Here is a 20,550-nt window from a genome sequence, read left to right as displayed (position 1 = left end):
TGACCCGCCAGTTCCACGATCCGGGAGGCCTGATGTCCACGGAGCAGCGCCGTCGTGAAGCACCCGACCGCAACCTCGCGATGGAGCTGGTCCGCGTGACCGAGGCCGCCGCGATGGCGGCCGGCCGCTGGGTCGGCCGCGGCGACAAGATCGGCGGTGACGGCGCGGCCGTCGACGCGATGCGCCAGCTGGTCTCGACGGTGTCGATGCGCGGGGTCGTGGTGATCGGCGAGGGCGAGAAGGACGAAGCGCCCATGCTGTTCAACGGCGAAGAGGTCGGCAACGGCGACGGGCCGGACTGCGACGTCGCGGTTGACCCGGTCGACGGCACGACGCTGATGGCCAAGGGCATGCCGAACGCGATCGCGGTGCTGGCGGTCGCCGAGCGCGGCGCGATGTTCGACCCGTCCGCGGTGTTCTACATGGAGAAGCTGGCCGTCGGGCCGGAGGCGGCGGGGAAGGTCGAGCTCGGCGCGCCGATCGCGGAGAACATCCGACGCGTCGCCAAGGCGAAGAACAGCAGCGTCGGCGACGTCACCGTGTGCGTCCTGGACCGCCCGCGCCACGACGGGATCATCAAGGAGATCCGCGACGCCGGCGCGCGGATCCGGTTCATCTCCGACGGCGACGTCGCGGGCGCGATCGCCGCGGCCCGTCCGAGCACCGGCGTCGACATGCTGATCGGCATCGGCGGCACGCCCGAGGGCATCATCGCGGCCTGTGCGATGAAGTGCCTCGGCGGCGAGCTGCAGGGCCGGCTCTGGCCGAAGGACGACGCCGAGCGCGAGAAGGCCATCGGGGCCGGGCACGACCTCGACCGGGTGCTGCTGAACGACGACCTCGTGCGCGGCGACAACGTCTTCTTCTGCGCCACCGGCGTCACCGACGGTGACCTGCTGCGCGGCGTCAACTACCGCGAGGGCGGCGCCACGACGCAGTCCATCGTGATGCGGTCCAAGTCCGGGACCGTCAGAATGATCGACGGCTACCACCGGCTGGACAAGCTGCGGGCGTACTCCTCGGTCAACTTCGACGGCCACCTGGACGCGCTCGACGACGACGTCGTTCCCCCGCTGCCGTAAAGGAGATCCGTGACCAGGCGACTGCTGGCCCTGCTGGTCCTGATGTTCGCTCTGGTCCCCGCCACCGCGTCGGCCGAACCCGCCATCGTCGGGGGCGGGAACGCGGATCAGCCGTACCCGTTCGCGGTGTCGCTGCACTCCTCGACCGGCAAGCTGTTCTGCGCCGGCGCGCTGATCGCCCCGACCTGGGTGGTGACGGCCGCGCACTGCGCGTTCGACAAGGCCCCGGCCGGGATCTCGGTGCGGACGGGAACGAACGAGGTGGGCCAGGGCGGCGAGGTCGACCAGGTCGCTGACGTCGTCGTGAACCCGGCCTTCAACACCGAGAGCCCGGCGGGCGACATCGCGCTGCTGCGCCTGGTGACGCCGGTGAAGGCGGCCCCGATCGCCGTGGCGGCGACCGCGGCGCCGGGCACGGCCACCCGGATCCTCGGCTGGGGCCAGACCTGCCCGAAGGTGAACTGCGGCCAGATCCCCACGACGCTGCAGCAGCTCGACACGCACATCGTCGAGGGCGCGAAGTGCACGTCGGTGTTCGACGGCACGGCCGAGCTGTGCACGGACAACCCCGGCGGCAAGTCCGGAGCGTGCTTCGGCGACTCGGGCGGCCCCGAGGTCGTCCGCGACGGCGACCACTGGCTGCTCGTCGGCGTCACCAGCCGGCCGGGCAACAACGACCCGGTGTGCGCGTCGGCGCCGTCGATCTACACGTCCGTCGTCGCGTACGCGCCCTGGATCGCGGAGAAGACGAAGGCCTGACCTACTCGGCGTTGCTGGAGTGGCCCGGGAACAGGTGGGCGTCCGGGTCGAGCGCGACGGCGATGTTGTTGACGGCCGTCGCGGCCTCCCCGAAGCCGGTCGCGATCAGCTTGACCTTCCCCGGGTACGCGGCGACGTCGCCGGCGGCGTAGACGCGCTCGCGCGGGGTCGCCATCGTCGAGTCGACCGCGATGGCGCGGTGGTCGATCTCCAGGCCCCAGCTCTCGATCGGGCCGAGGTCGGCGGTGAACCCGAGCGCCGCGACGACGGCGTTGGCGGGGAGCCGCTCGTCGCCGGCGCCCTTGATCGAGAGGTCGACGGCTTCGAGCGCGCCGCTCTCGTCCTCGACGAACCGCGTGACCTCGGCGTCGGTGATGATCCGGGTGCCGAGCTCGCGCGCCTGCCGGACGATCGACTCGGCCGCGCGGAACTTGGCGCGGCGGTGCACGAGCGTCACGCTCGCCGCGACCGGGTGCAGGGCGAGGATCCAGTCGAACGCGGAGTCGCCGCCCCCGACGACCACGACGTGCTGCCCGGCGTGCACCTGCAGCGACGGGACGAAGTGGACCATGCCGCGGCCGAGCCAGCCGTCGCCGGCGGGCAGCGGGCGCGGGGTGAACTCGCCGATGCCCGCGGTGATGAGGACGGCCCGCGCGCGAAGGGTCTCGCCGCCGTCGAGGGTCAGCTCGACTCCGTCGGCTTGGCTTTCCAGCTTCTCGGCCTTGCGCCCCAGCAGGTACTTCGGCTTGAACGGTGCGGCCTGCTGCACCAGGCCGTCGACGAGATCGCGCCCGCGGACCTCGGCGAACCCGCCGACGTCGTAGATCATCTTCTCGGGGTACATCGCCGTGACCTGACCGCCGGGCTCGGGCAGCGAGTCGACCACCGCCATCGAAAGGCCGCGGAACCCGGCGTAGTAGGCGGCGAACAGGCCCGTCGGGCCCGCACCGATGATCACGAGGTCGTAAGAGTCCCCAGAAGCTTCAGTCATGCTCGCTCCAGCCAGTGGTGGATGGCGGTGATCGAGAACACATCCGATCCTAGCGGGATCGGAGTTCACTCGACGTGGTGCGACACCGGCGCCACGACGACCGGCGCCCGCCGTGGGGTGGGCGGCGGACGGCGCTGAGCGCGACGGCGGCGGTCGCGGCGCTGCTCGGCTGGTTGGTGCTCGCGGTGTGGCTGGGACTGCCGTCGGCCGAACCGGTGGGCTTCCTGCCGTTCGTCTTCGGCGCGTTCGCGGACCTCGCCGGGTTCGGCCGCCGGCCGGCGCGAGCGGGCCTCCTGCTCGCGCTCCTCGCGTTGCTGCCAGTGCTCGGAGCGTGGACGGCGATCGGCGATGAAGTCCTGCTTTCGCCGGGGGGGGAACCGGTCGCAGCCGCGTTCGCGCACCAGCACAGAGGCAAGTTCGGCCACCGATCCACAACCTCGGACGATTGTGGACAAGTCGGCGGCCGGCCACCAGGAACGCCGGTTTTGCCGGTGACCGCCGGTAGACTGGCCAAGGGGACGCCCCCCGGAGAGGGCGGGGGTGGTCCTGGGCTCCGGCGCCGCGCACTGCCACCACTTCACCTACGCCTGGCCATCGGACCGAGCCGCGAGCGGCGCAGGGTGCGCAACGCCACCACGCGGTGACCCGCGAACAGGTCCAGAATCGGTGTCATGGCTGACCAGGAATACCGGATCGAACACGACACGATGGGCGAAGTCCGCGTCCCGGTCGACGCGCTCTACCGGGCGCAGACCCAGCGGGCCGTCGAGAACTTCCCCATCTCCGGCCGGGGCCTGGAGCGCGCCCAGATCCGCGCGCTCGGCCTGCTCAAGGCCGCCGCCGCGCGCGTGAACCAGAAGCTCGGCGTGCTCGACGCCGACGTCGCCGACGCCATCGCCAAGGCCGCCGACGAGGTCGCCGAGGGCGCCCACGACGCGCACTTCCCGATCGACGTCTTCCAGACCGGGTCCGGCACCTCGTCGAACATGAACGCCAACGAGGTCATCGCCACGCTGGCGAGCAAAACCCTCGGCCGGGACGTCCACCCGAACGACCACGTCAACGCGTCGCAGTCGTCCAACGACACCTTCCCGACGACCATCCACGTCGCCGCGACCGAGGCCGTCATCAAGGACGTCATCCCGGCGCTCGAGTACCTCGCCGGCGCGATCGAGGTCCGGGCCGCGGAGTGGGCCGACGTCGTGAAGTCCGGCCGCACGCACCTGATGGACGCCGTCCCGATCACGCTCGGCCAGGAGGCCGGCGCGTGGGCGTCGCAGATCCGGTTCGGCATCGAACGGCTGAAGTCGGGCCTGCCGCGCCTCGGCGAGCTGCCGATCGGCGGCACGGCCGTCGGCTCGGGCCTCAACGCGCCGGACGGCTTCGGCTCGAGCGTCGCGGCCGAGCTCGCCACCGTGACCGGCCTGCCGCTGACCGAGGCCCGCGACCACTTCGAGGCGCAGGCGACGCAGGACAGCGTCGTCGAGACGTCCGGGCACCTGCGCACGCTCGCCGTGTCGCTCAACAAGATCGCCAACGACCTGCGCTGGCTGGGTTCCGGCCCGCGCACCGGGCTGGCCGAGCTGGCGCTCCCGGACCTGCAGCCGGGCTCGTCGATCATGCCGGGCAAGGTGAACCCGGTGATCCCGGAGGCGACGCTGCAGGTGGTCGCGCAGGTGATCGGCAACGACGCGGCCGTGGCGTTCGCGGGCGCCGCGGGCAACTTCCAGCTGAACGTCAACCTGCCGGTGATCGCCCGCAACGTCCTCGAGTCGGCCCGCCTGCTCGCCGCCGTCTCGCGGCTGCTGGCGGACAAGGTCTTCGCGGGCATCACCGTGAACACCGAGCGCACCCGCACCTACGCCGAGGGTTCGCCGTCGATCGTGACGCCGCTGAACAAGTACATCGGCTACGAAGAAGCCGCGGCGGTCGCGAAGCAGGCGTTGAAGGAGCTGAAGACGATCCGCGAGGTCGTCCTCGAGCGCGGGTATGTGAAGGACGGCAAGCTCACCGAAGAGCAGCTCGACGAAGCGCTCGACGTCCTCCGCATGGCCCGCGGCGGCAAGTGACCCGCTACCGCCGGCGCAGGCGCGAATCCGCCAGCGCCGGCGGGGTGTAGTCCTTCTCGGCCGAGTTGAGGTCGGTGCCCGGCGGGACGATCTCGTCGATGCGGTCCAGCACCTCGTCGTCCAGCACCAGGTCCGCGCCGGCAATCAGGTCGTCGAGCTGTGCCGGCGTGCGCGGGCCGATGATCGCCGACGTCACGCCCGGGTGCGCCCGGACGAAGGCCGTCGCCAGGTGGGTGAGCGGCCGGCCCAAGTCGTCGGCGATCTTCTTCAGCTGCGCGATGGCCTCGAACTTGACGGCGTTCTCCGGCAGCGCCGGGTCGAACTTGTGGATCTGCAGCGTCCGGCGGCCGTCGGAAAGGTCCACATCGGACGGTTTCAGGTACTTGCCGGACAGCCAGCCGCTGGCCAGCGGGCTCCACGTGAGCACGCCCATGCCGTACTTCTGCGCGGTCGGCAGCACTGCGGCCTCGATCGCCCGGTTGAAGATCGAGTACGGCGGCTGCTCGGCGCGGAACCGCGCCAGGCCACGCTTTTCCGCCACCCACTGGGCTTCCACGATCTGCTCGGCCGGGAAGTCCGACGACCCGATCGCGCGGACCTTGCCCTGGCGCACGAAGTCCGTCAGCACCGACAGGGTTTCCTCGATGTCGGTCGTGGGGTCCGGCCGGTGGACCTGGTAGAGGTCGACGTAGTCGGTGTCGAGCCGCCGCAGGCTGTCGTCCAGCGCCCGCGTCAGCCAGCGCCGCGACAGCCCGCCCTGGTTGGGGTCGGCACCCATTTGGAAGAAGCCCTTGGTGGCCAGCACGACCTCGTCGCGGCGGCCCTTCAAGGCCTTGCCGACGATCTGCTCGTTCTCGCCGTCGCTGTACATGTCCGCGGTGTCCCAGAAGTTCACGCCGGCGTCGAGCGCCGTGTGCAGCATCCGGACGCCTTCTTCGTGGTCCGGATTGCCCCACTTGCCCAGCATCATCGCGCCGAACGCGTATTCGCTGACCGAGATGCCCGTGCCGCCCAAAGTTCGTCGTTTCATGCCACCACTCTGGAAGCGGCGAAGCGGACGGACCAGGTCACGCCCAACCTGGGTCCGGCAGTACCAGGCGGGGAGCCGCGAGCCGGGGATACTGGAGGCATGAGTGACGCAGCCGAACTGGGCGCCTTCCTGAAGGCGCGTCGCGCCGCACTGGACCCCGCGGACCTGGGCCTGCCGCAGGGGATCACGCAGCGGCGGGTCAAGGGCCTGCGCCGCGAGGAGCTGGCGCAGCTGTCCGGCATCAGCGTCGACTACTACACGCGGCTGGAGCAGGGCCGCGCGAAGAACGTCTCGGACGCGATCCTCGACGCGCTGGCCCGCGCGCTGCGGCTGAACTCCGGCGAGGAGTCCTACCTGCGCAACCTCGCCGCGCCGAAGCGCCGGGACGAGCGCGCACCGCAGCTGGTCCGGCCCGAGCTGCAGCAGCTGCTCGACGCGATCCAGGCGCCCGCGTTCGTCTTCGGGCGGTACATGGACGTGCTGGCCTGGAACGCGCTCGGCGGCGCGGTCGCGTTCGCCTTCGCCGACCTGGACGAGCGCAACATGCCGAAGCTCATCTTCACCGACGAGCGCGCGAAGCAGCTGCACCCGGAGTACGACGCCGTGTGCCGCGAGCTCGTCGCGAACCTGCGCGCGGAAAGCGGCCGGCACCCCGGAGACCCGCGGTTCGCGCAGCTGATCGGGGAGCTCTCCTTGGCCAGCGAGCAGTTCCGGAAGCTGTGGGCCGAGCACGCCGTGCTGGAGAAGGCGCAGGGGTGGAAGGTGCTGATGAACCCCGTCGTCGGCGAGCTGCGGCTGCGCTACGAGACGCTGCGCCTGCCGCAGGACCCCGACCAGGGCATGGTCGTCTACCACGCCGAACCGGGGTCGGAGACCGAACGTGCGCTCGGCCTGCTGGCCAGCTGGGTCGCCGATGAACGACCGGTGAACACTCGGTCGTCGCAACCCCACGCCGGGTGAGCGCTCCTTAGGCTGCTTCACCTGGGGAGTCAGGGGTAGAGGAGCAGCACGGTGGGCGTCGGCGCGACGATGCAGTCACTCGCCGAAATCCTGAGCTCGGACTCCGGCAGCCTCGTCCTGGGCCTTGCCGCGCTGGTCGCGATCGCCGCGCCGTTCATCGACCGCTACTTCATCCGGCGGCGCCGGCTGACGTTCCGGGTGCTCTACAACTCCAAGATCGGGCTGTCGCCGATCGACCTGCACGACGGCGAAAACGGCTCCGCGCAGGCGGCCCCGCAGCTGGAGCAGGTCGCGCGGCTGCTCGACCGGATGAGCATCGTCGTCATCCGGGTGCACAACACCGGCAGCTTCGACATCGCGCCGGGCGACTTCGAGATCCCGCTGTCGTTCACCTTCGGCAACCGGACCGTCTGGGACGCGCGCGTGTCCGACGCCACCGACGACGGCCTGCGCCAGCACGTCCGCGACGGCCTCGAGTTCTTCACCCGCGAGACGCCGCAGAAGCCGGTCGAAGGCGTGAAGCTGTCCCGCGTCCGCGCGCTGCTGCCGAAACGGTTCGCCGGGCTCGCCGCGGCTGAGGCACCGCCCGAGGCGCCCGAGTGGCACGGCGTGCGGTTCGCGCGACTTTCCTTGAAGCGCAAGGAAAAGTTCAAGCTGGTCGTCGTCCTGCGGGAGTCCGACGGGTACGAAGGCGAGATCAGCAAGGAGATCGACCACCACGCGCGGCTCGCCGCCGGCCGGATCAAGGACGACCGCAAGCAGCGCCGGTTCGGCTGGCCGGTCATCACGACGGCGGTCGGCGTGCTGCTGACCGGCGCCCTGCTCGCGACGCTGCTCGTCTCGTGGTCGCGGCCGGGCGACTCCGCGCAGTGCGCCACTGGGAAGCTCTCAGTCGAGGGGTCGAGCGCGTTCGTGCCGATCATCGACAGCATCGCCGCCGAGTACCACGGCCAGTGCGACGGCGCGGCGATCACGACCCGCGCGACCGGCAGTGTCACCGGCGTCCGCGCGCTCGCCCCGGTCGGCACGGCGGGCAAGGACGAGCTGGCGGTGCTCTCGGACGGCCGGTCCGGCGAAGCGGGCCCGGATCTCGAGGCGAAGGCCGTCGCGGTGGTCGTGTACACGCTGGTCGTCAACCGGGCCGCCGGGGTCGACAAGCTGACGATCCAGCAGGTCAAGGACATCTTCAGCGGTCGCGTGCGGAACTGGGACCAGCTGCGGCCGGGGCCGTCGGTGCCGATCGGGATCGTCGGGCGCGGGCAGGAGTCGGGTACGCGCAAGACGTTCGAGCAGAAGGTGCTCGGCGGCGCGGAGGACCGGCTGACTTCGGACTCGTGCCGCAAGCCCGAGCGCGACCCGGCCGCGGCGACCACGCGCTGCGAGCGCGGCACGACCGCCGAGGTGCTCACCGAGGTCGCCGCGGTGCCGGGCGCGATCGGGTACGCCGACGTCCCGGCGGCCAAAACAGCAGCCGCTCGCGACCAGCAGGTGACGGTCGTGCAGCTCGACGGGCACTATCCCGACGTCACGACCGTCGGCGCCGGATACCGGTTCTGGACCGTCGAGTACCTCTACACGAAGGGCGTACCGGACGGCGAGAGCGTGCTGAAGCGGTTCCTGGACTACCTCGCGAGCCCGACCGCGCGGGCCGAGCTGCAGGACGCCGGGTACACCCCGTGCGTGACCAAGGACGGGCTGCTCGACCCCCTCTGCACCAGGCCGGACATCTAGACGTTCTGAAATTGTCGGTGGTCCGGGTCATGATGTCCGGGTGTTGCTCAGCGAGATAGTCCGGGCGTCCGCCGAACTGGCGGCGACGCGGTCCAGGAAGGCGAAGATCGCCATCCTGGCCGTTCTGCTGCGCGCGGCCGAGTTCACCGAGCTGGCCACGGTGATCGCGTACCTGACCGGGCAGACGGCGCAGGACCGGCTGGGTGCGGGCTGGCGCACCCTGGCCGGGCTCGGCGCGTCGCCCGCCGCGTCGCCGGTGATCACGGTGCTGGAGGTGGACGCGGCCTTGACAGAGGCCGCCGGCGTAGCCGCGGGCACGGGCTCCTCGACGCGGCGGCAGGACGTGCTGCGGGCGCTGTTCGCCCGGCTCACCGAGGAGGAGCAGCAGTTCCTGTTCCGGCTGGTCACCGGCGAGCTGCGGCAGGGCGCGCTGGAAGGCGTGATGGTCGACGCGATCGCGGCGGCGGCCGAGGTGCCAGCCGTCGACGTGCGGAGGGCCTTCATGCTGTCCGGGAAGCTCGGCGTCACCGGCGTCGCGGCGCTGACCGGCGGGCAGGCGGCGCTGGCGGAGTTCCGGTTGACGCTGGGGACACCGATCAAGCCGATGCTGGCGTCGCCGGCGGAGTCGCTGGACGAGGCCGTCGCCGAGCACGCCGAGGCGATCGTCGAGTACAAGATGGACGGTGCGCGGATCCAGGTGCACCGCCAGGGCGACGAGGTGCACGTCTGGACGCGGACGTTGCGCGAGATCACCGGCAGCGTGCGTGAGCTGGTCGAGCTCGTGCGGGCGCTGCCGTGCGAGTCGGTGGTCCTGGACGGCGAAACCCTGGCGCTGACCGACGCGGGACGGCCCCGGCCGTTCCAGGACACGATGAGCCGGTTCGGCAGCACGCGGGACGAGCAGGTGAAGGCGCTGCTGCTGCGGCCGTACTTCTTCGACTGCCTGCACCTCGACGGCGTCGACCTGCTGGACGCGCCGCTGTCCGAGCGCAACGCGGCGCTGCGCAAGGTCACCGGGGCGCACGTGATCCCCGGCGAGGTGGGCGTTTCGCGCGCCGCCGAGGTGCTGGAGGCGGCGATGGAAGCCGGGCACGAAGGGGTGATGGTCAAGGACCTGGCGTCGCCGTACGCGGCCGGGCGGCGCGGGCGGGCGTGGCTGAAGGTCAAGCCGGTGCACACGATCGACCTCGTGGTGCTCGCGGCCGAGTGGGGCCACGGGCGGCGCACGGGCTCGTTGTCGAACCTGCACCTGGGCGCGCGCGACCCGGACGGCGGCCCGCCGATCATGGTGGGCAAGACGTTCAAGGGCATGACCGACGAGATCCTCGCCTGGCAGACGAGGACGTTCCAGGAGATCGAGACCCACCGCGACGACTGGACGGTGTACGTCCGGCCGGAGGTCGTGGTGGAGATCGAGCTGGACAGCGCCCAGGTTTCGACGCGCTATCCCGGTGGCCTGGCGCTGCGGTTCGCGCGGGTCGTCCGCTACCGCCCGGACAAGGAAGCGGGCGACGCGGACACGATCGACACGGTCCGCGGCCTGTTGCACGGCGACCGTTCGGAAGGGAGCTGACTACGAAAGTATCGATCACGACATCGGGCGTCTCCGCGGTGCTTTCCTCCTAAAAGGAAAGACGAAAGTCGATGTTGCCTTCTCCCTCTGCTGAGCAGAGTGGCTGACGGAGTTTCCTTCGGCCAGGGAGAAAAGCATGAGATTGCGCGCTGTGTCCGGCTTGCTCGCGAGCACCACCCTGCTCGTGACCGCGTTCGCGGCGCCCGCCGGCGCCTCGCCCGTGCCGAGCACGCCGAACGCCGGGCACCAGCCGTCGAAGCACCACTTCACGGCGGCCGCGCAGTCCTTCGTCGGCGCCGACACCGTGCAGAAGCGCGTCGCCAAGCTGGAAGCGGCGATGGCGTCGCTGCCGAAGGAAAGCACCGCGTACAACGCGACGAAGCTGTGGAACGCCGGCATCACCGGCGCGGGCAGCACCGTCGCGACGCTGGTGTCCTTCGGCGACGACCAGGTCAAGCAGGTGCTCGACACGTACTCGAAGAACCACGGCCTGCCGCCGGCGAACGTCGAGGTCATCGAGCCGTCCGGCGCGGTGCCCGCGTGCACCGACCCCGGCGTCGACACCGCCACCTGCCAGGACTGGGGCGGCGAGACCGACCTCGACGTCACGATGATGCACGCCATGGCGCCGAACGCGAAGATCATCGTCGCGGCGACGCCGGTCGCCGAGACGCAGGGCTTCACCGGCCTGCCCGAGATGATGCACGCGGTCGACTACATGACCGAGCACAAGCTGGCCGACGTCATCTCGATGAGCTTCGGGACCACGGAAGAGAACTTCCCGTCGTTCGACTCGATCAAGACGCTCGACCCGGCGCTGGAGCGCGCGAGCAAGGCCGGCGTCACGATGGTCGCCTCCTCCGGCGACGACGGCCCGACCGGCGGCTACCTCTACGGCCCGGGCAACTACCCGTACCGCGTCGCGAGCTGGCCGGCGTCCGACCCGCGCGTCACGACGCTCGGCGGCACGCAGCTGCACCTCGACGCGAACGGTGTCCGCACCAAGGCCGACGACGTCGTGAACGTCGCCGACAACGGTTTCTCCGAGGGCGCCGGGCTGTCGAAGACGTACGCGCGGCCGAACTGGCAGGACGGCGTCAAGAAGATCACCGGCAGCAAGATGCGCTCGTTCCCGGACATCAGCATGGAAGGCGTCTACGGCACGTCGCAGTCGGCGCCGCTGTTCGCCGGCGTGCTCGCGCTCGCGGTGCAGGCCAAGCAGGGCAGGCTCGGCCAGATCAACCCGGCGCTGTACACGAAGCTCGGCCCGGCCGGCACGAAGGCGGGCATCGTCGACGTCACCGAAGGCGACAACAGCCAGGACGGCGTCACCGGATTCACCGCGGCGAAGGGCTTCGACGTCGCCAGCGGCTGGGGCACGGTCGACGCGTCGGTCTTCGTCCCCGCACTGGTGAAAGCGCTGCGCTGAGCATTTCACCAGAATCGCCGAAGTTCGGTTTATTCGACGCGTGAAATGTCAGGAATTTTACCGACAGGACGAAGATCCGGTCACCGCTACGATGCTGCTCCCTGAAGACCCGCTCAGTCCCCGAGCGGTCATGGAGGAGCACAAGTGGCAAGCAAGGAAGAGATGAAAGCGGCGATCCACGCGGCTTTCGACGGGGCTGTCGCCGACGGGCCCGGTTACACCAAGGTGTACGGCGCGGAAATCAAGCAGAAGAACTTCATCGTTTTCCGCACCACCACCGTCAGCAATTTCGCGATCGGTTTCCGGCCGGGCTCGACCGACCTCGTGATCGTCCCGCTCGAAGAAAAGAGCGGGACGATCACGGCGGGCACCCCGCTGACGATCACGGACGCGAACCGCGCTTCGGTCAAGAAGCGCGACCTGCAGGGCCGGTTCGTCATCAAGACGACGGACGGGCAGAGCTTCAAGCTCAGCATCATCCCCTCCGTGCCGAAGCTCCTCGCCGCCAGCTACCAGCTGCCCGTCGAGCAGAAGGCCGAGTACGAGGCGTTCACCACCCTCCGGGACGCCCTCACCGCGGCCTGACGACCGAGCGCCCCGGTGCACCACACCGGGGCGCCACCGGACTCAGTAGCAGCGGTCCGACTTGATCGCGTACGTGTAGTTGTTGGACAGGTTGGACGTCACCTCGAACCGGATCTTGTGGTAGACGGGCGGGTCGCCGAGCACGCCGTGCGAGACCGTGTGCTCCTTGCCCGGGGCGATCGCGCCGCTCCACAGGCCCCGGTCGAAGACGTCTTCGATGATCTGGACGAGCATCCCGCGGTAGTCGCTGTTGTGCACCGTGATGTCGATCTTCTGCCCGGCGCTGACCTCGACGACCTTCGTCGCCCCGCCCATCAGCTGGCCGCCGACGCACACCTTCGTCGCGGCGGACGCCGACGGCGCCACCAGCAGCGTCGCGGTCAGGGCCACCACCGGGACGACCAGCTCGCGGATCATCGGTTCCCCACCTTCGTCTTGACCACAGTGGACGTTTCGGCGATGTCGATGCCGAACTTCATCGAGCCGCCGCAGTAGGCGTGCTTGCCGTTCTTGAAGTAGAGCGTCAGGTCGCCCGCGCACTCGAAGACGCGGATGTCCCAGGTGCGCTCGCCCGGCCACAGGCAGATGGCGTCCTTGCCGGCCCGGCGCATCCAGCCGTGGTACCCGGACTCGCACGTGATGATCGGATCACTCGCGACGACCCCCGTCGCCGGAGCCGAGGCCGACGCCGGGCCGGCGGGCAGCAGTCCCGCGACGAGCGCGGCCCCCGTGACGGCCGCGACCCTCAGATACGGACGCATGGATTTCCTTCCCCTGCAAGAAAAGATGAAATGGATTCGCCCAGGAGATCCGGACACCGACGACGTTAGGGACAGCCGGCTGCCCAGGGGAAGGCCTTCATCGGCTACCTCGCGACGAAAGCCAAAGGAAGATCGTCTTCGCAGGTCAGCGCAATGGCCAGGGCCACGGAAAGCCAAATTCAGGGGGTGATCCGCACTGAGAAGAAGACCGCGCGGGCATCGGGGAGCAGCAGGTGGCCCTCGGAGTCGGCCATCTTCCAGTAGACCTGACAGTGCCCGGCCGACGGCGGCGCCTGAACCTCGACGGAGATCCGCACGTGCTCCCCGGGAGCGGTGTAGGGCACCGGCACGCGCTCGGGCGTGCGGCACGGGTCCGGGCTGCCGAAGGAGCCCGAGCGGACGAGGTACCGGCCGATCCATCCGACCGATCCGGCGTTCCGCAGCTCCCAGGTTTTGACGAACCGGCTCCCGGCGGGGACGGGGGTGCCATCGGGAACGGTGACGTCGGCGACGAACTCGGACACATCGCCGGGGCCGGTGGCGGCGGGTTCCGCCGAGAAGGCACCACCGAAGAGGAGGCCGACCGCGACCACGAGCACGACAGCGACGGCTCCGGCGAGCCCGTAAGCCGCCCACTTGCGACGTGGGGAGGGAGGTTCGGTCGCGAGAGAAGCATCGCTTTCCTGCACGAGCGCCCGCCCCCAGCGGCGCCGCCCGGCCTCCCGCGCCTCGGGTTCCGGCTCCCGTGCCTTCTCCCAGTACCCGCGCCACTCCAGCCGCGCCGACGTCTCTTCCTGGCCCAGCACCCCGACCGCCAGGACGCGCACGAACTCCCACGTCGTTTCCCAGCTCGGCAGGTGCCTACCCCTGGCCGCCGCCGACAACGCGGACTTCGACGCCAGCGCACCGAACTCGTCGCGCATCCGGTCGTACGACGGGTCGCCCGCCGTGCGCTTCAGCTCCCACAACCGGCGCGCGAACTCCGCGGCCGGTCCGGTGTCCGCCACGGGGCCGAGCGCGGTCCGCCCGCGCCGCCCCGGCGTGCGTTCGACGTCCATCTCCGCCGACAATAGGACGCGCACCGGGTGACCGGCTCGACTCGATCGGGTGGTCCACAGTGGAACTATCCTCCGGACATGCGCAGCGAAAAGCTCACCCGCGCCTGGTTCGCGGTCACCACGCTGGTCGCGCTCACCGGTCTCGTCACCCAGGTGATCGCCACCGCGACGGATCCCGGCGGCCGGCTCGCGAACCTGCTCTGCTTCTTCACCATCGACTCGAACCTGCTGGTCGCCGCCACCTCGGCGCTCGTCGCCCTGGGTGCGGCCCGCAACAAGCTCTTCGCCGTCCTTTGGCTCGACGCGCTGGTCGGCATCATCGTGACCGGCATCGTCTACCAGGTCGCCCTCGCCGGCCTGTACGAGCTGCACGGGCTTCCGTTGTTCGCCGACACCGTGCTGCACAAGGTCACGCCGATCCTGTTCGTGCTCGGCTGGCTCGTCGCCGGCCCGCGCGGCACCCTGACCTGGCGCACGGTCTGGTGGTCGCTGCTCTACCCCCTGGCCTGGCTCGCGTTCACGCTGCCGCGCGGGGCGATCACCGGCTTCTACCCGTACCCGTTCGTCGACGCCGGCGCGCTCGGCTACGGCCGCGTGGCGGTCAACTGCGTCGTCATCGGTCTCTTCTTCACCGCGCTCGCCCTCGGCGCGCTCCTCCTCGACCGCCGCCTGTCGAACACCCGGCCTACCGCGTTAGGGTCGGGCGCATGACGGCGATCGTGCAGAACCTCGTGACGTCCGGCACCTTCCAGCTCGACGGCGGCAGCTGGGGCGTCGACAACAACGTCTGGATCGTGGGCGACGACACGACGGTGATCGTGATCGACGCGGCCCACGACGCGAAGGCGATCGAGAACGTCATCGGCGAGCGGAAGCTGGCGGCGATCGTCTGCACCCACGCGCACAACGACCACGTCAACGCGGCCCCCGAGCTGGCCGCGGCCACGGGCGCGCCGATCCTGCTGCACCCGGACGACCGGGTCCTGTGGGACCAGACGCACCCGAACCGCGCGCCGGACGGCGAGCTGACGGACGGCCAGACGATCACGATCGCGGGCACGGAGCTGCGGGTGATCCACACGCCGGGACACGCGCCGGGCGCGGTGTGCCTGTACGCCGAAGAGCTGGGCGTGCTGTTCACCGGCGACACGCTCTTCCACGGCGGCCCTGGTGCCACGGGGCGGTCCTATTCGGACTACCCGACGATCGTGAAGTCCATCCGCGAGAAGCTGTTCACGCTCCCGGAGGCGACGAAGGTGCACACCGGCCACGGCGAGGGCACGACGCTGGGCGCGGAGAAGACCGCGTCGACCGGCTGGGACGAGGCCTAGGGGCTCGGCGGTGGGCCATCGCCACTCCCGCGAAGTGCATTTCAAGAAGAAAACGCACTATTCGACGCCGTAGCCGACACCGGTGACGCTGATTTCGCAGGTAGCGGCACGCCGCGCGGAGGTTCCGTTTCCAGGGACCCTTCGGGCACGGGTAAAACGTCCGGGGCCGGTTGACGCCGTCCAGTCACGGCTGGCACTTTCGGCCTGGCGAGAGCGTCTCACCCGACTGGGGTGACGATTCCGGCGCTCTCGGCAACTGGGGTTGGTCTACAACTCGCCCGGATTTCCGTGTGCGAGTGCGAGAAATGGGAGTCATACAATGCGCAACAAAATCGCGGCCTTGGTCGCGACGACCGCTTTCGTCGCCGGCGGCACACTCCTGACCGCGACGTCGGCGTCGGCGACCGTGGACCCGCCCGGCGGCAGCTGGGACCACACGTGGACCACCACGGACGGCAACAAGGGTGGCACTGTCTACGTCGAAGAGAACGGCGACGTCGTGTCCGTCTGCGACTCGTTCGCCGACGGACTTGCTGCCCGGGCGCGTGTCTCCGTCCAACAGGGTTCGGGCGCCTACTACGAGCGTTACACGCTCGTCGCCTCCGGTGGATTGGGATCTTGCGCCACGGCCAGGGCTTCTGATGGCGGCACGCACGACCTCCCGGAACACGTGAGCATCGGCGTCACGGTCTACCTGGGTCCGGACTTCCAGCACGCGAGCGACCACTATTACCTCAACGATCACTAGGCAGCCCTGTCCGGACGGCCCGGCCGGTGGATCCCGGCCCGGGCCGTCCGTGCTGGTTGCGGTATCAGGACGTGTGCTTCCGGGCGACGAGGGCGAACTCCTCGATCGCCCGGTCGAACGCGGCACTGGCTTGCCGGACCGGCGCCGGCAGGAACTCCCGGTCGAACTTCTCGTCGGCGTCGAGTTCCCACCGGGTGTGGTGGAGTTCCATCTCCTTCTTGCGGAGCAGGTTCGCCTGCGCGACGAGCTCGTCCGGCCCGCTCATCACGAGCAGCCCGTAGAACGCGCGTATTTCGGTGCGGGCCGTGTAGTAGCCGTCTTCGAACTCGACCTCCCGCTGCGCGTCCGTCTCACGTTCCTTGCCGAGCGTCCGGCGGCGGTGGACCACGTTGATGTCGATGATGTGCTTGCGCGCCCGCGTCGCGGCCTCGATCAGTCCGGCGCAGCGGTCGGCGCGGTCCTGCCGCAGCTTCGCGCGTCGCGCCGCGTTGAGCTTCAGCGGTTCGAGCAGCGCGCCGAGCGTCACGCCGATCAGCGACGCCACCGCGGCGATACCCGCGGCCCCGGCCGCGGTCAGCACGTCAACCGCGGCGACGTCGGCGACACCCGCACCCGCTTCTTCGCCTCTTCGGCCAGCGTGAGTGCCCACTCCTGCAGCCCGGCGACGTCGATCCCGTACGGCGGCTCGCCCCGGTACGGCTCGATGTTCGCCGCGCCGCGCTCCAGCAGCGATGCCGCCCCCGCCGTGTTGCCGCGGGCCGCGTGCGTCAGGCCGACCGCGAGCTGGGCCATCCCGCGCCACAGTTCCCGATCCGGCCCGTCGGTCGTCTTCCACGCGTCCTCGAAGACCTCGTGCGCGTGGAACGGCTTGCCGTCGTCGAGCAGCTGCTGGGCCTCCGCAAGCGTTTGCGCCGGGGTCCGCGCGATGCCTTCCGGCTGGCGCTCGACGCCGTTGGCGCCGTACGGCAGCGGCCGGCCGAGGCCGTCGCGCGGCCGCGCGTTGCGGGCCCGTCCCTCGGTGTCCCGGTCACGGCGGCTCATGCTCCGATCCTCCCACGTTCGCCGTTCGCGCCCGGGCCACGTAGCCTGGGGACTCGTGCGTTTCCTCGACGGCCACCGGCCCGCCCACGACCTGACCTACGACGACGTGTTCCTGCTGCCGAACCGTTCGGACGTGGAGTCCCGCTTCGACGTCGACCTCTCCACCGCGGACGGCACCGGCGCGACCATCCCGATCGTCGTCGCCAACATGACCGCGGTCGCCGGCCGCCGGATGGCCGAGACCGTCGCCCGCCGCGGCGGGCTGGTGGTGCTCCCGCAAGACGTCGACACCCACGCCGTCGCCGAGATCGTCGGCTGGGTGAAGAGCCGCCACACGGTGTGGGACACGCCGCTGGTGCTGACCGGCGGCGACGCGGTGGCCGACGCCCTCAACCTGGTCCACAAGCGCGCTCACGGCGCCGTCGTGGTCGTCGACGGCGAAGGTCGCCCGGTCGGCATCGTCGACGAAGCGGCCTGCGCGGGTGTCGACCGCTTCGCGCGTCTCGCCGACGTCGCGGAGCCGGCGGCCGTCGCGGTGCCGCTGACCACGCCGGCGCGTGAGGTCTTCGAGCGGCTCCACAGCCACGGCGCCCAGCTCGCACTGGGCCTGGACGCGGAGGGCCGGCTCGCGGGCGTGCTCACCGCCGTCGGGGCGCTGCGCGCCGACATCTACACCCCGGCGGTCGACGGTGGGGGCAAGCTGCGCGTCGCCGCCGCGGTCGGCGTCAACGGCGACGTCGCGGCGAAGGCCGAAGCCGTGCTCGGCTCGGGCGTCGACGTGCTGGTCGTCGACACCGCGCACGGGCACCAGGAGAAGATGATCGCCGCGCTGAAGGCCGTCCGGTCGGTGTCGCCGCAGGTCCCGGTGGTCGCCGGGAACGTCGTCACGGCCGAGGGCACGCGCGACCTGATCCAGGCCGGCGCCGACGTCGTCAAGGTCGGGGTCGGGCCGGGCGCGATGTGCACCACGCGGATGATGACCGGCGTGGGCCGCCCGCAGTTCTCGGCGGTCGCCGACTGCGCGGCCGCGGCGCGCGAGCTGGGCAAGCACGTCTGGGCCGACGGCGGCGTCCGCCACCCCCGCGACGTCGCGCTGGCGCTGGCCGCGGGCGCGTCCGCCGCGATGGTCGGCTCGTGGTTCGCCGGCACCTACGAATCCCCCGGTGACCTGCGGTTCGACGAGCAGGGCCGACCGTACAAGGAGTCGTTCGGCATGGCGTCGAAGCGCGCGGTCGGCGCGCGAACGCGCACGGACAACGTCTTCGAGCGCGCCCGCAAGGCGCTGTTCGAGGAGGGCATCTCGTCGTCGCGGATGTCGCTCGACCCGGCCCGCCCCGGCGTCGAGGACCTGCTGGACTCGATCGGCTCCGGCGTCCGCTCTTCGTGCACCTACGCGGGCGCGCGCACTCTCGAAGAGTTCCACGAGCGCGCGCTGCTGGGCGTCCAGTCGGCGGCCGGCTTCGCCGAAGGCCGCCCGCTTCCTTCCGGCTGGTAAACGCCGTGAAGGCCACCTCGGACCGAGGTGGCCTTCACGGACTTCAAGCTCCTAGCCGTGGTCCTCCAGCATCTCGGTGACCAGAGCCGCGATCGGCGAGCGCTCCGAGCGCGTCAGCGTGACGTGCGCGAACAGCGGGTGGCCCTTCAGCTTCTCGATCACCGCCGAGACGCCGTCGTGCCGGCCGACGCGCAGGTTGTCGCGCTGCGCGACGTCGTGCGTGAGCACCACCCGCGACGCCGTGCCGAGCCGCGAAAGCACCGTGAGCAGGACATTCCGTTCCAGTGACTGCGCTTCGTCGACGATCACGAAAGCGTCGTGCAGCGAGCGGCCGCGGATGTGGGTCAGCGGCAGCACCTCGAGCATGCCGCGGTCGAACACCTCGTCCAGCACTTCCTGGCTGACCAGCGCGCCGAGGGTGTCGAACACCGCCTGCGCCCAGGGCTGCATCTTCTCGCTCTCGGACCCGGGCAGGTAGCCGAGGTCCTGGCCGCCGACCGCGTAGACCGGCCGGAACACCACGACCTTGCGGTGCTGACGGCGTTCCATCACGGCTTCGAGCCCGGCGCACAGCGCGAGCGCCGACTTGCCGGTGCCGGCGCGGCCGCCGAGGGAGACGATGCCGACGTCCGAGTCGAGCAGCAGGTCGAGCGCGACGCGCTGCTCGGCGCTGCGGCCGTGCAGCCCGAAGGCCTCACGATCGCCCCGCACCAGCCGGATGCGCTTGTCCGCCGTGACCCGTCCCAGCGCGCTGGACGTGCCCGCGAGCAGCCGCAACCCGGTGTGGCAGGGCAGCTCGGAGACGTCGTCCATGCCGTACTCGACCGGATCGACTGTGGCGCCGCCGAACAACGTGTCGAGCACGTCCTGCTCGACGTCGACGTCCGCCATGCCGGTCCAGCCCGACGGCGTGACCTCCTGCGCGCGGTACTCGTCGGCTTCCAACCCGACCGCACCCGCCTTGACCCGCAGCGGGATGTCCTTGGTCACCAGGGTGACCGCCGGGAACTCCGCCGCCAGGTTGAGCGCGCAGGCGAGGATCCGGTGGTCGTTGGAGTCGGTGCGGAACCCGACCGGGAGCACCGTCGGGTCCGAGTGGTTCAGCTCCACCTGCAGCGTGCCGCCGTGGTCCCCGATGGGGAGCGGCGCGTCGAGCCTGCCGTACTGCCGGCGCAGGTCGTCGAGCATGCGCAGGGACTCCCGGGCGAACCAGCCGAGCTCCGGGTGGTGGCGCTTCGCCTCCAGTTCACTGATGACGACCAGCGGAAGCACGACTGCATGCTCGGCGAAGCGGGTCACCGCCCACGGGTCCGAAAGGAGGACCGACGTGTCGAGCACGTACATGTGCTGCTGGGATTCGGGCGAGGTCGAGGCTTTCTCCGGGCCAGGAACGGCACCGGTCGAAGAACGGCCAGAGGCCTTACGGGGCAAACGCTGCGCAGTCACGACGGCATCTCCCTCGAGGGCGTGTGCACCTCACGCCCGCACTCGCTGGGCCGGGCACCTCCCTGGCTGGACCACTCCCTCTGACCGGTGGGTCAGGTGGCGCGGCCACGAGGGCCGGGTGCCGGCCCCCTCGTGCGTCTCGTGGGCGGCTGCGCCGCCCCCTCGATCACCGTCACGACCAGGGCCTCCCGCGAGGACCCGCACGGAACGCGTGCCCTCACCTCGGAAGGTACCCACGAATCCGAGATCGCGCAGGGAGCCAACACGGTGATTCGCCAGATCGTCACCTCACTGTCGGTCGTCCGACATCGACAGCTGGTGATGGTCACCGTGGGTGACCTGGGCCCCGTTCGATGCACACACGTCGGAATGATCTTGGGAAAATTGCTGACCCGACGTATTCACAAGATCAAGGGATGAGCTTTTACCACGTTCGGAGCAACGCCGCATTTTGCGCCACG

Annotated in this window: 22 protein-coding genes; 13 read left to right on the top strand and 9 right to left on the bottom strand. The window is 70.5% G+C overall.

What is annotated here, in order from left to right:
- Nucleotides 1–32: 32 nt before the first annotated feature.
- The gene (gene glpX, locus ACZ7OU_RS13100) at nt 33–1,082 is read left to right on the top strand and encodes a class II fructose-bisphosphatase (protein ID WP_470255185.1); all 1,050 of its coding nucleotides are present in this window, start codon (nt 33–35) and stop codon (nt 1,080–1,082) included.
- A gap of 9 nt (nt 1,083–1,091) precedes the next feature.
- Nucleotides 1,092–1,841, top strand: coding sequence for a S1 family peptidase (locus ACZ7OU_RS13095; protein ID WP_470255184.1), 750 nt, complete (start codon nt 1,092–1,094; stop codon nt 1,839–1,841).
- A gap of 1 nt (nt 1,842) precedes the next feature.
- On the opposite strand, the gene ACZ7OU_RS13090 is transcribed toward ACZ7OU_RS13095, so the two are convergent.
- Nucleotides 1,843–2,832, bottom strand: coding sequence for an NAD(P)/FAD-dependent oxidoreductase (locus ACZ7OU_RS13090; RefSeq protein WP_470241709.1), 990 nt, complete (start codon nt 2,830–2,832; stop codon nt 1,843–1,845).
- Between the two features lie 65 nt (nt 2,833–2,897).
- Nucleotides 2,898–3,257 carry a hypothetical protein gene (locus tag ACZ7OU_RS13085; protein ID WP_470255183.1) on the bottom strand — a complete coding sequence of 120 codons (360 nt, stop codon included), beginning with the start codon at nt 3,255–3,257 and terminating at the stop codon, nt 2,898–2,900.
- 246 nt (nt 3,258–3,503) lie between these two features.
- On the opposite strand from ACZ7OU_RS13085, the gene ACZ7OU_RS13080 reads away from it, so the two are divergent.
- Nucleotides 3,504–4,901: a class II fumarate hydratase gene (locus ACZ7OU_RS13080; protein ID WP_470255182.1), complete on the top strand. Its 1,398-nt coding sequence runs from the start codon at nt 3,504–3,506 to the stop codon at nt 4,899–4,901.
- Nucleotides 4,902–4,905: 4 nt separating this feature from the next.
- Here the strand turns inward: ACZ7OU_RS13080 and ACZ7OU_RS13075 are convergent, their stop codons facing one another.
- A complete protein-coding gene (locus ACZ7OU_RS13075; RefSeq protein ID WP_470241712.1) occupies nt 4,906–5,931 on the bottom strand; it encodes an aldo/keto reductase in 1,026 nt (341 codons plus the stop codon).
- A gap of 99 nt (nt 5,932–6,030) precedes the next feature.
- Between ACZ7OU_RS13075 and ACZ7OU_RS13070 the strand changes: the two genes are divergently transcribed.
- From ACZ7OU_RS13070 to ACZ7OU_RS13050, 5 genes are all read left to right on the top strand, one after another.
- Nucleotides 6,031–6,891 carry a helix-turn-helix domain-containing protein gene (locus ACZ7OU_RS13070; RefSeq protein ID WP_470255181.1) on the top strand — a complete coding sequence of 287 codons (861 nt, stop codon included), beginning with the start codon at nt 6,031–6,033 and terminating at the stop codon, nt 6,889–6,891.
- Nucleotides 6,892–6,942: 51 nt separating this feature from the next.
- Nucleotides 6,943–8,622 (top strand): PstS family phosphate ABC transporter substrate-binding protein, encoded by a 1,680-nt coding sequence (locus tag ACZ7OU_RS13065; protein WP_470255180.1) that lies wholly within the window; start codon nt 6,943–6,945, stop codon nt 8,620–8,622.
- Nucleotides 8,623–8,662: 40 nt separating this feature from the next.
- Entirely contained in the window at nt 8,663–10,195 is a 1,533-nt protein-coding gene (locus tag ACZ7OU_RS13060; protein WP_470255179.1) for an ATP-dependent DNA ligase, read from the top strand.
- A 136-nt stretch (nt 10,196–10,331) separates the two neighbouring features.
- Nucleotides 10,332–11,624: a S53 family peptidase gene (locus ACZ7OU_RS13055; RefSeq protein ID WP_470255178.1), complete on the top strand. Its 1,293-nt coding sequence runs from the start codon at nt 10,332–10,334 to the stop codon at nt 11,622–11,624.
- Between the two features lie 144 nt (nt 11,625–11,768).
- The gene (locus ACZ7OU_RS13050; protein WP_470241717.1) at nt 11,769–12,209 is read left to right on the top strand and encodes a hypothetical protein; all 441 of its coding nucleotides are present in this window, start codon (nt 11,769–11,771) and stop codon (nt 12,207–12,209) included.
- A gap of 42 nt (nt 12,210–12,251) precedes the next feature.
- Here the strand turns inward: ACZ7OU_RS13050 and ACZ7OU_RS13045 are convergent, their stop codons facing one another.
- From ACZ7OU_RS13045 to ACZ7OU_RS13035, 3 genes are all read right to left on the bottom strand, one after another.
- Nucleotides 12,252–12,626, bottom strand: a complete 375-nt coding sequence (locus ACZ7OU_RS13045; RefSeq protein ID WP_470255177.1) for a hypothetical protein — start codon at nt 12,624–12,626, stop codon at nt 12,252–12,254.
- Nucleotides 12,623–12,970, bottom strand: coding sequence for a hypothetical protein (locus ACZ7OU_RS13040; RefSeq protein ID WP_470241719.1), 348 nt, complete (start codon nt 12,968–12,970; stop codon nt 12,623–12,625). Before ACZ7OU_RS13040 ends, ACZ7OU_RS13045 begins: the two co-directional genes overlap by 4 nt.
- 179 nt (nt 12,971–13,149) lie before the next feature.
- Nucleotides 13,150–14,028: an NBR1-Ig-like domain-containing protein gene (locus tag ACZ7OU_RS13035; protein WP_470255176.1), complete on the bottom strand. Its 879-nt coding sequence runs from the start codon at nt 14,026–14,028 to the stop codon at nt 13,150–13,152.
- A 78-nt stretch (nt 14,029–14,106) separates the two neighbouring features.
- Here ACZ7OU_RS13035 and ACZ7OU_RS13030 point away from each other — a divergent pair, with 78 nt between their 5' ends.
- The 3 genes from ACZ7OU_RS13030 to ACZ7OU_RS13020 all read left to right on the top strand — a co-directional run bounded on the left by ACZ7OU_RS13030 (nt 14,107) and on the right by ACZ7OU_RS13020 (nt 16,107).
- A complete protein-coding gene (locus ACZ7OU_RS13030) occupies nt 14,107–14,739 on the top strand; it encodes a Pr6Pr family membrane protein (RefSeq protein WP_470255175.1) in 633 nt (210 codons plus the stop codon).
- Nucleotides 14,736–15,359 (top strand): MBL fold metallo-hydrolase, encoded by a 624-nt coding sequence (locus ACZ7OU_RS13025; RefSeq protein ID WP_470255174.1) that lies wholly within the window; start codon nt 14,736–14,738, stop codon nt 15,357–15,359. Before ACZ7OU_RS13030 ends, ACZ7OU_RS13025 begins: the two co-directional genes overlap by 4 nt.
- Nucleotides 15,360–15,678: 319 nt before the next feature.
- Complete coding sequence (locus ACZ7OU_RS13020) at nt 15,679–16,107, top strand: hypothetical protein (RefSeq protein ID WP_470241723.1); 429 nt, start codon at nt 15,679–15,681, stop codon at nt 16,105–16,107.
- Between the two features lie 64 nt (nt 16,108–16,171).
- Here ACZ7OU_RS13020 and ACZ7OU_RS13015 read toward each other — a convergent pair whose 3' ends face one another.
- Both ACZ7OU_RS13015 and ACZ7OU_RS13010 read right to left on the bottom strand, forming a co-directional pair.
- A complete protein-coding gene (locus tag ACZ7OU_RS13015; RefSeq protein WP_470255173.1) occupies nt 16,172–16,756 on the bottom strand; it encodes a hypothetical protein in 585 nt (194 codons plus the stop codon).
- Nucleotides 16,681–17,148 (bottom strand): DUF309 domain-containing protein, encoded by a 468-nt coding sequence (locus ACZ7OU_RS13010; protein WP_470255172.1) that lies wholly within the window; start codon nt 17,146–17,148, stop codon nt 16,681–16,683. Before ACZ7OU_RS13010 ends, ACZ7OU_RS13015 begins: the two co-directional genes overlap by 76 nt.
- Before the next feature lie 55 nt (nt 17,149–17,203).
- Between ACZ7OU_RS13010 and guaB1 the strand changes: the two genes are divergently transcribed.
- Nucleotides 17,204–18,643 carry a GMP reductase gene (gene guaB1, locus ACZ7OU_RS13005; protein ID WP_470255171.1) on the top strand — a complete coding sequence of 480 codons (1,440 nt, stop codon included), beginning with the start codon at nt 17,204–17,206 and terminating at the stop codon, nt 18,641–18,643.
- Between the two features lie 51 nt (nt 18,644–18,694).
- Here the strand turns inward: guaB1 and ACZ7OU_RS13000 are convergent, their stop codons facing one another.
- Complete coding sequence (locus tag ACZ7OU_RS13000; protein WP_470241727.1) at nt 18,695–19,987, bottom strand: PhoH family protein; 1,293 nt, start codon at nt 19,985–19,987, stop codon at nt 18,695–18,697.
- 234 nt (nt 19,988–20,221) lie between these two features.
- On the opposite strand from ACZ7OU_RS13000, the gene ACZ7OU_RS12995 reads away from it, so the two are divergent.
- Nucleotides 20,222–20,509, top strand: a complete 288-nt coding sequence (locus ACZ7OU_RS12995) for a hypothetical protein (protein WP_470255170.1) — start codon at nt 20,222–20,224, stop codon at nt 20,507–20,509.
- Nucleotides 20,510–20,550: the final 41 nt, after the last annotated feature.

It is taken from the genome of Amycolatopsis sp. NPDC114505 (assembly GCF_055633615.1).
The sequence above is the reverse complement of the archived record's forward strand: the minus strand, read 5'-3'. Positions and strand labels throughout refer to the sequence as shown.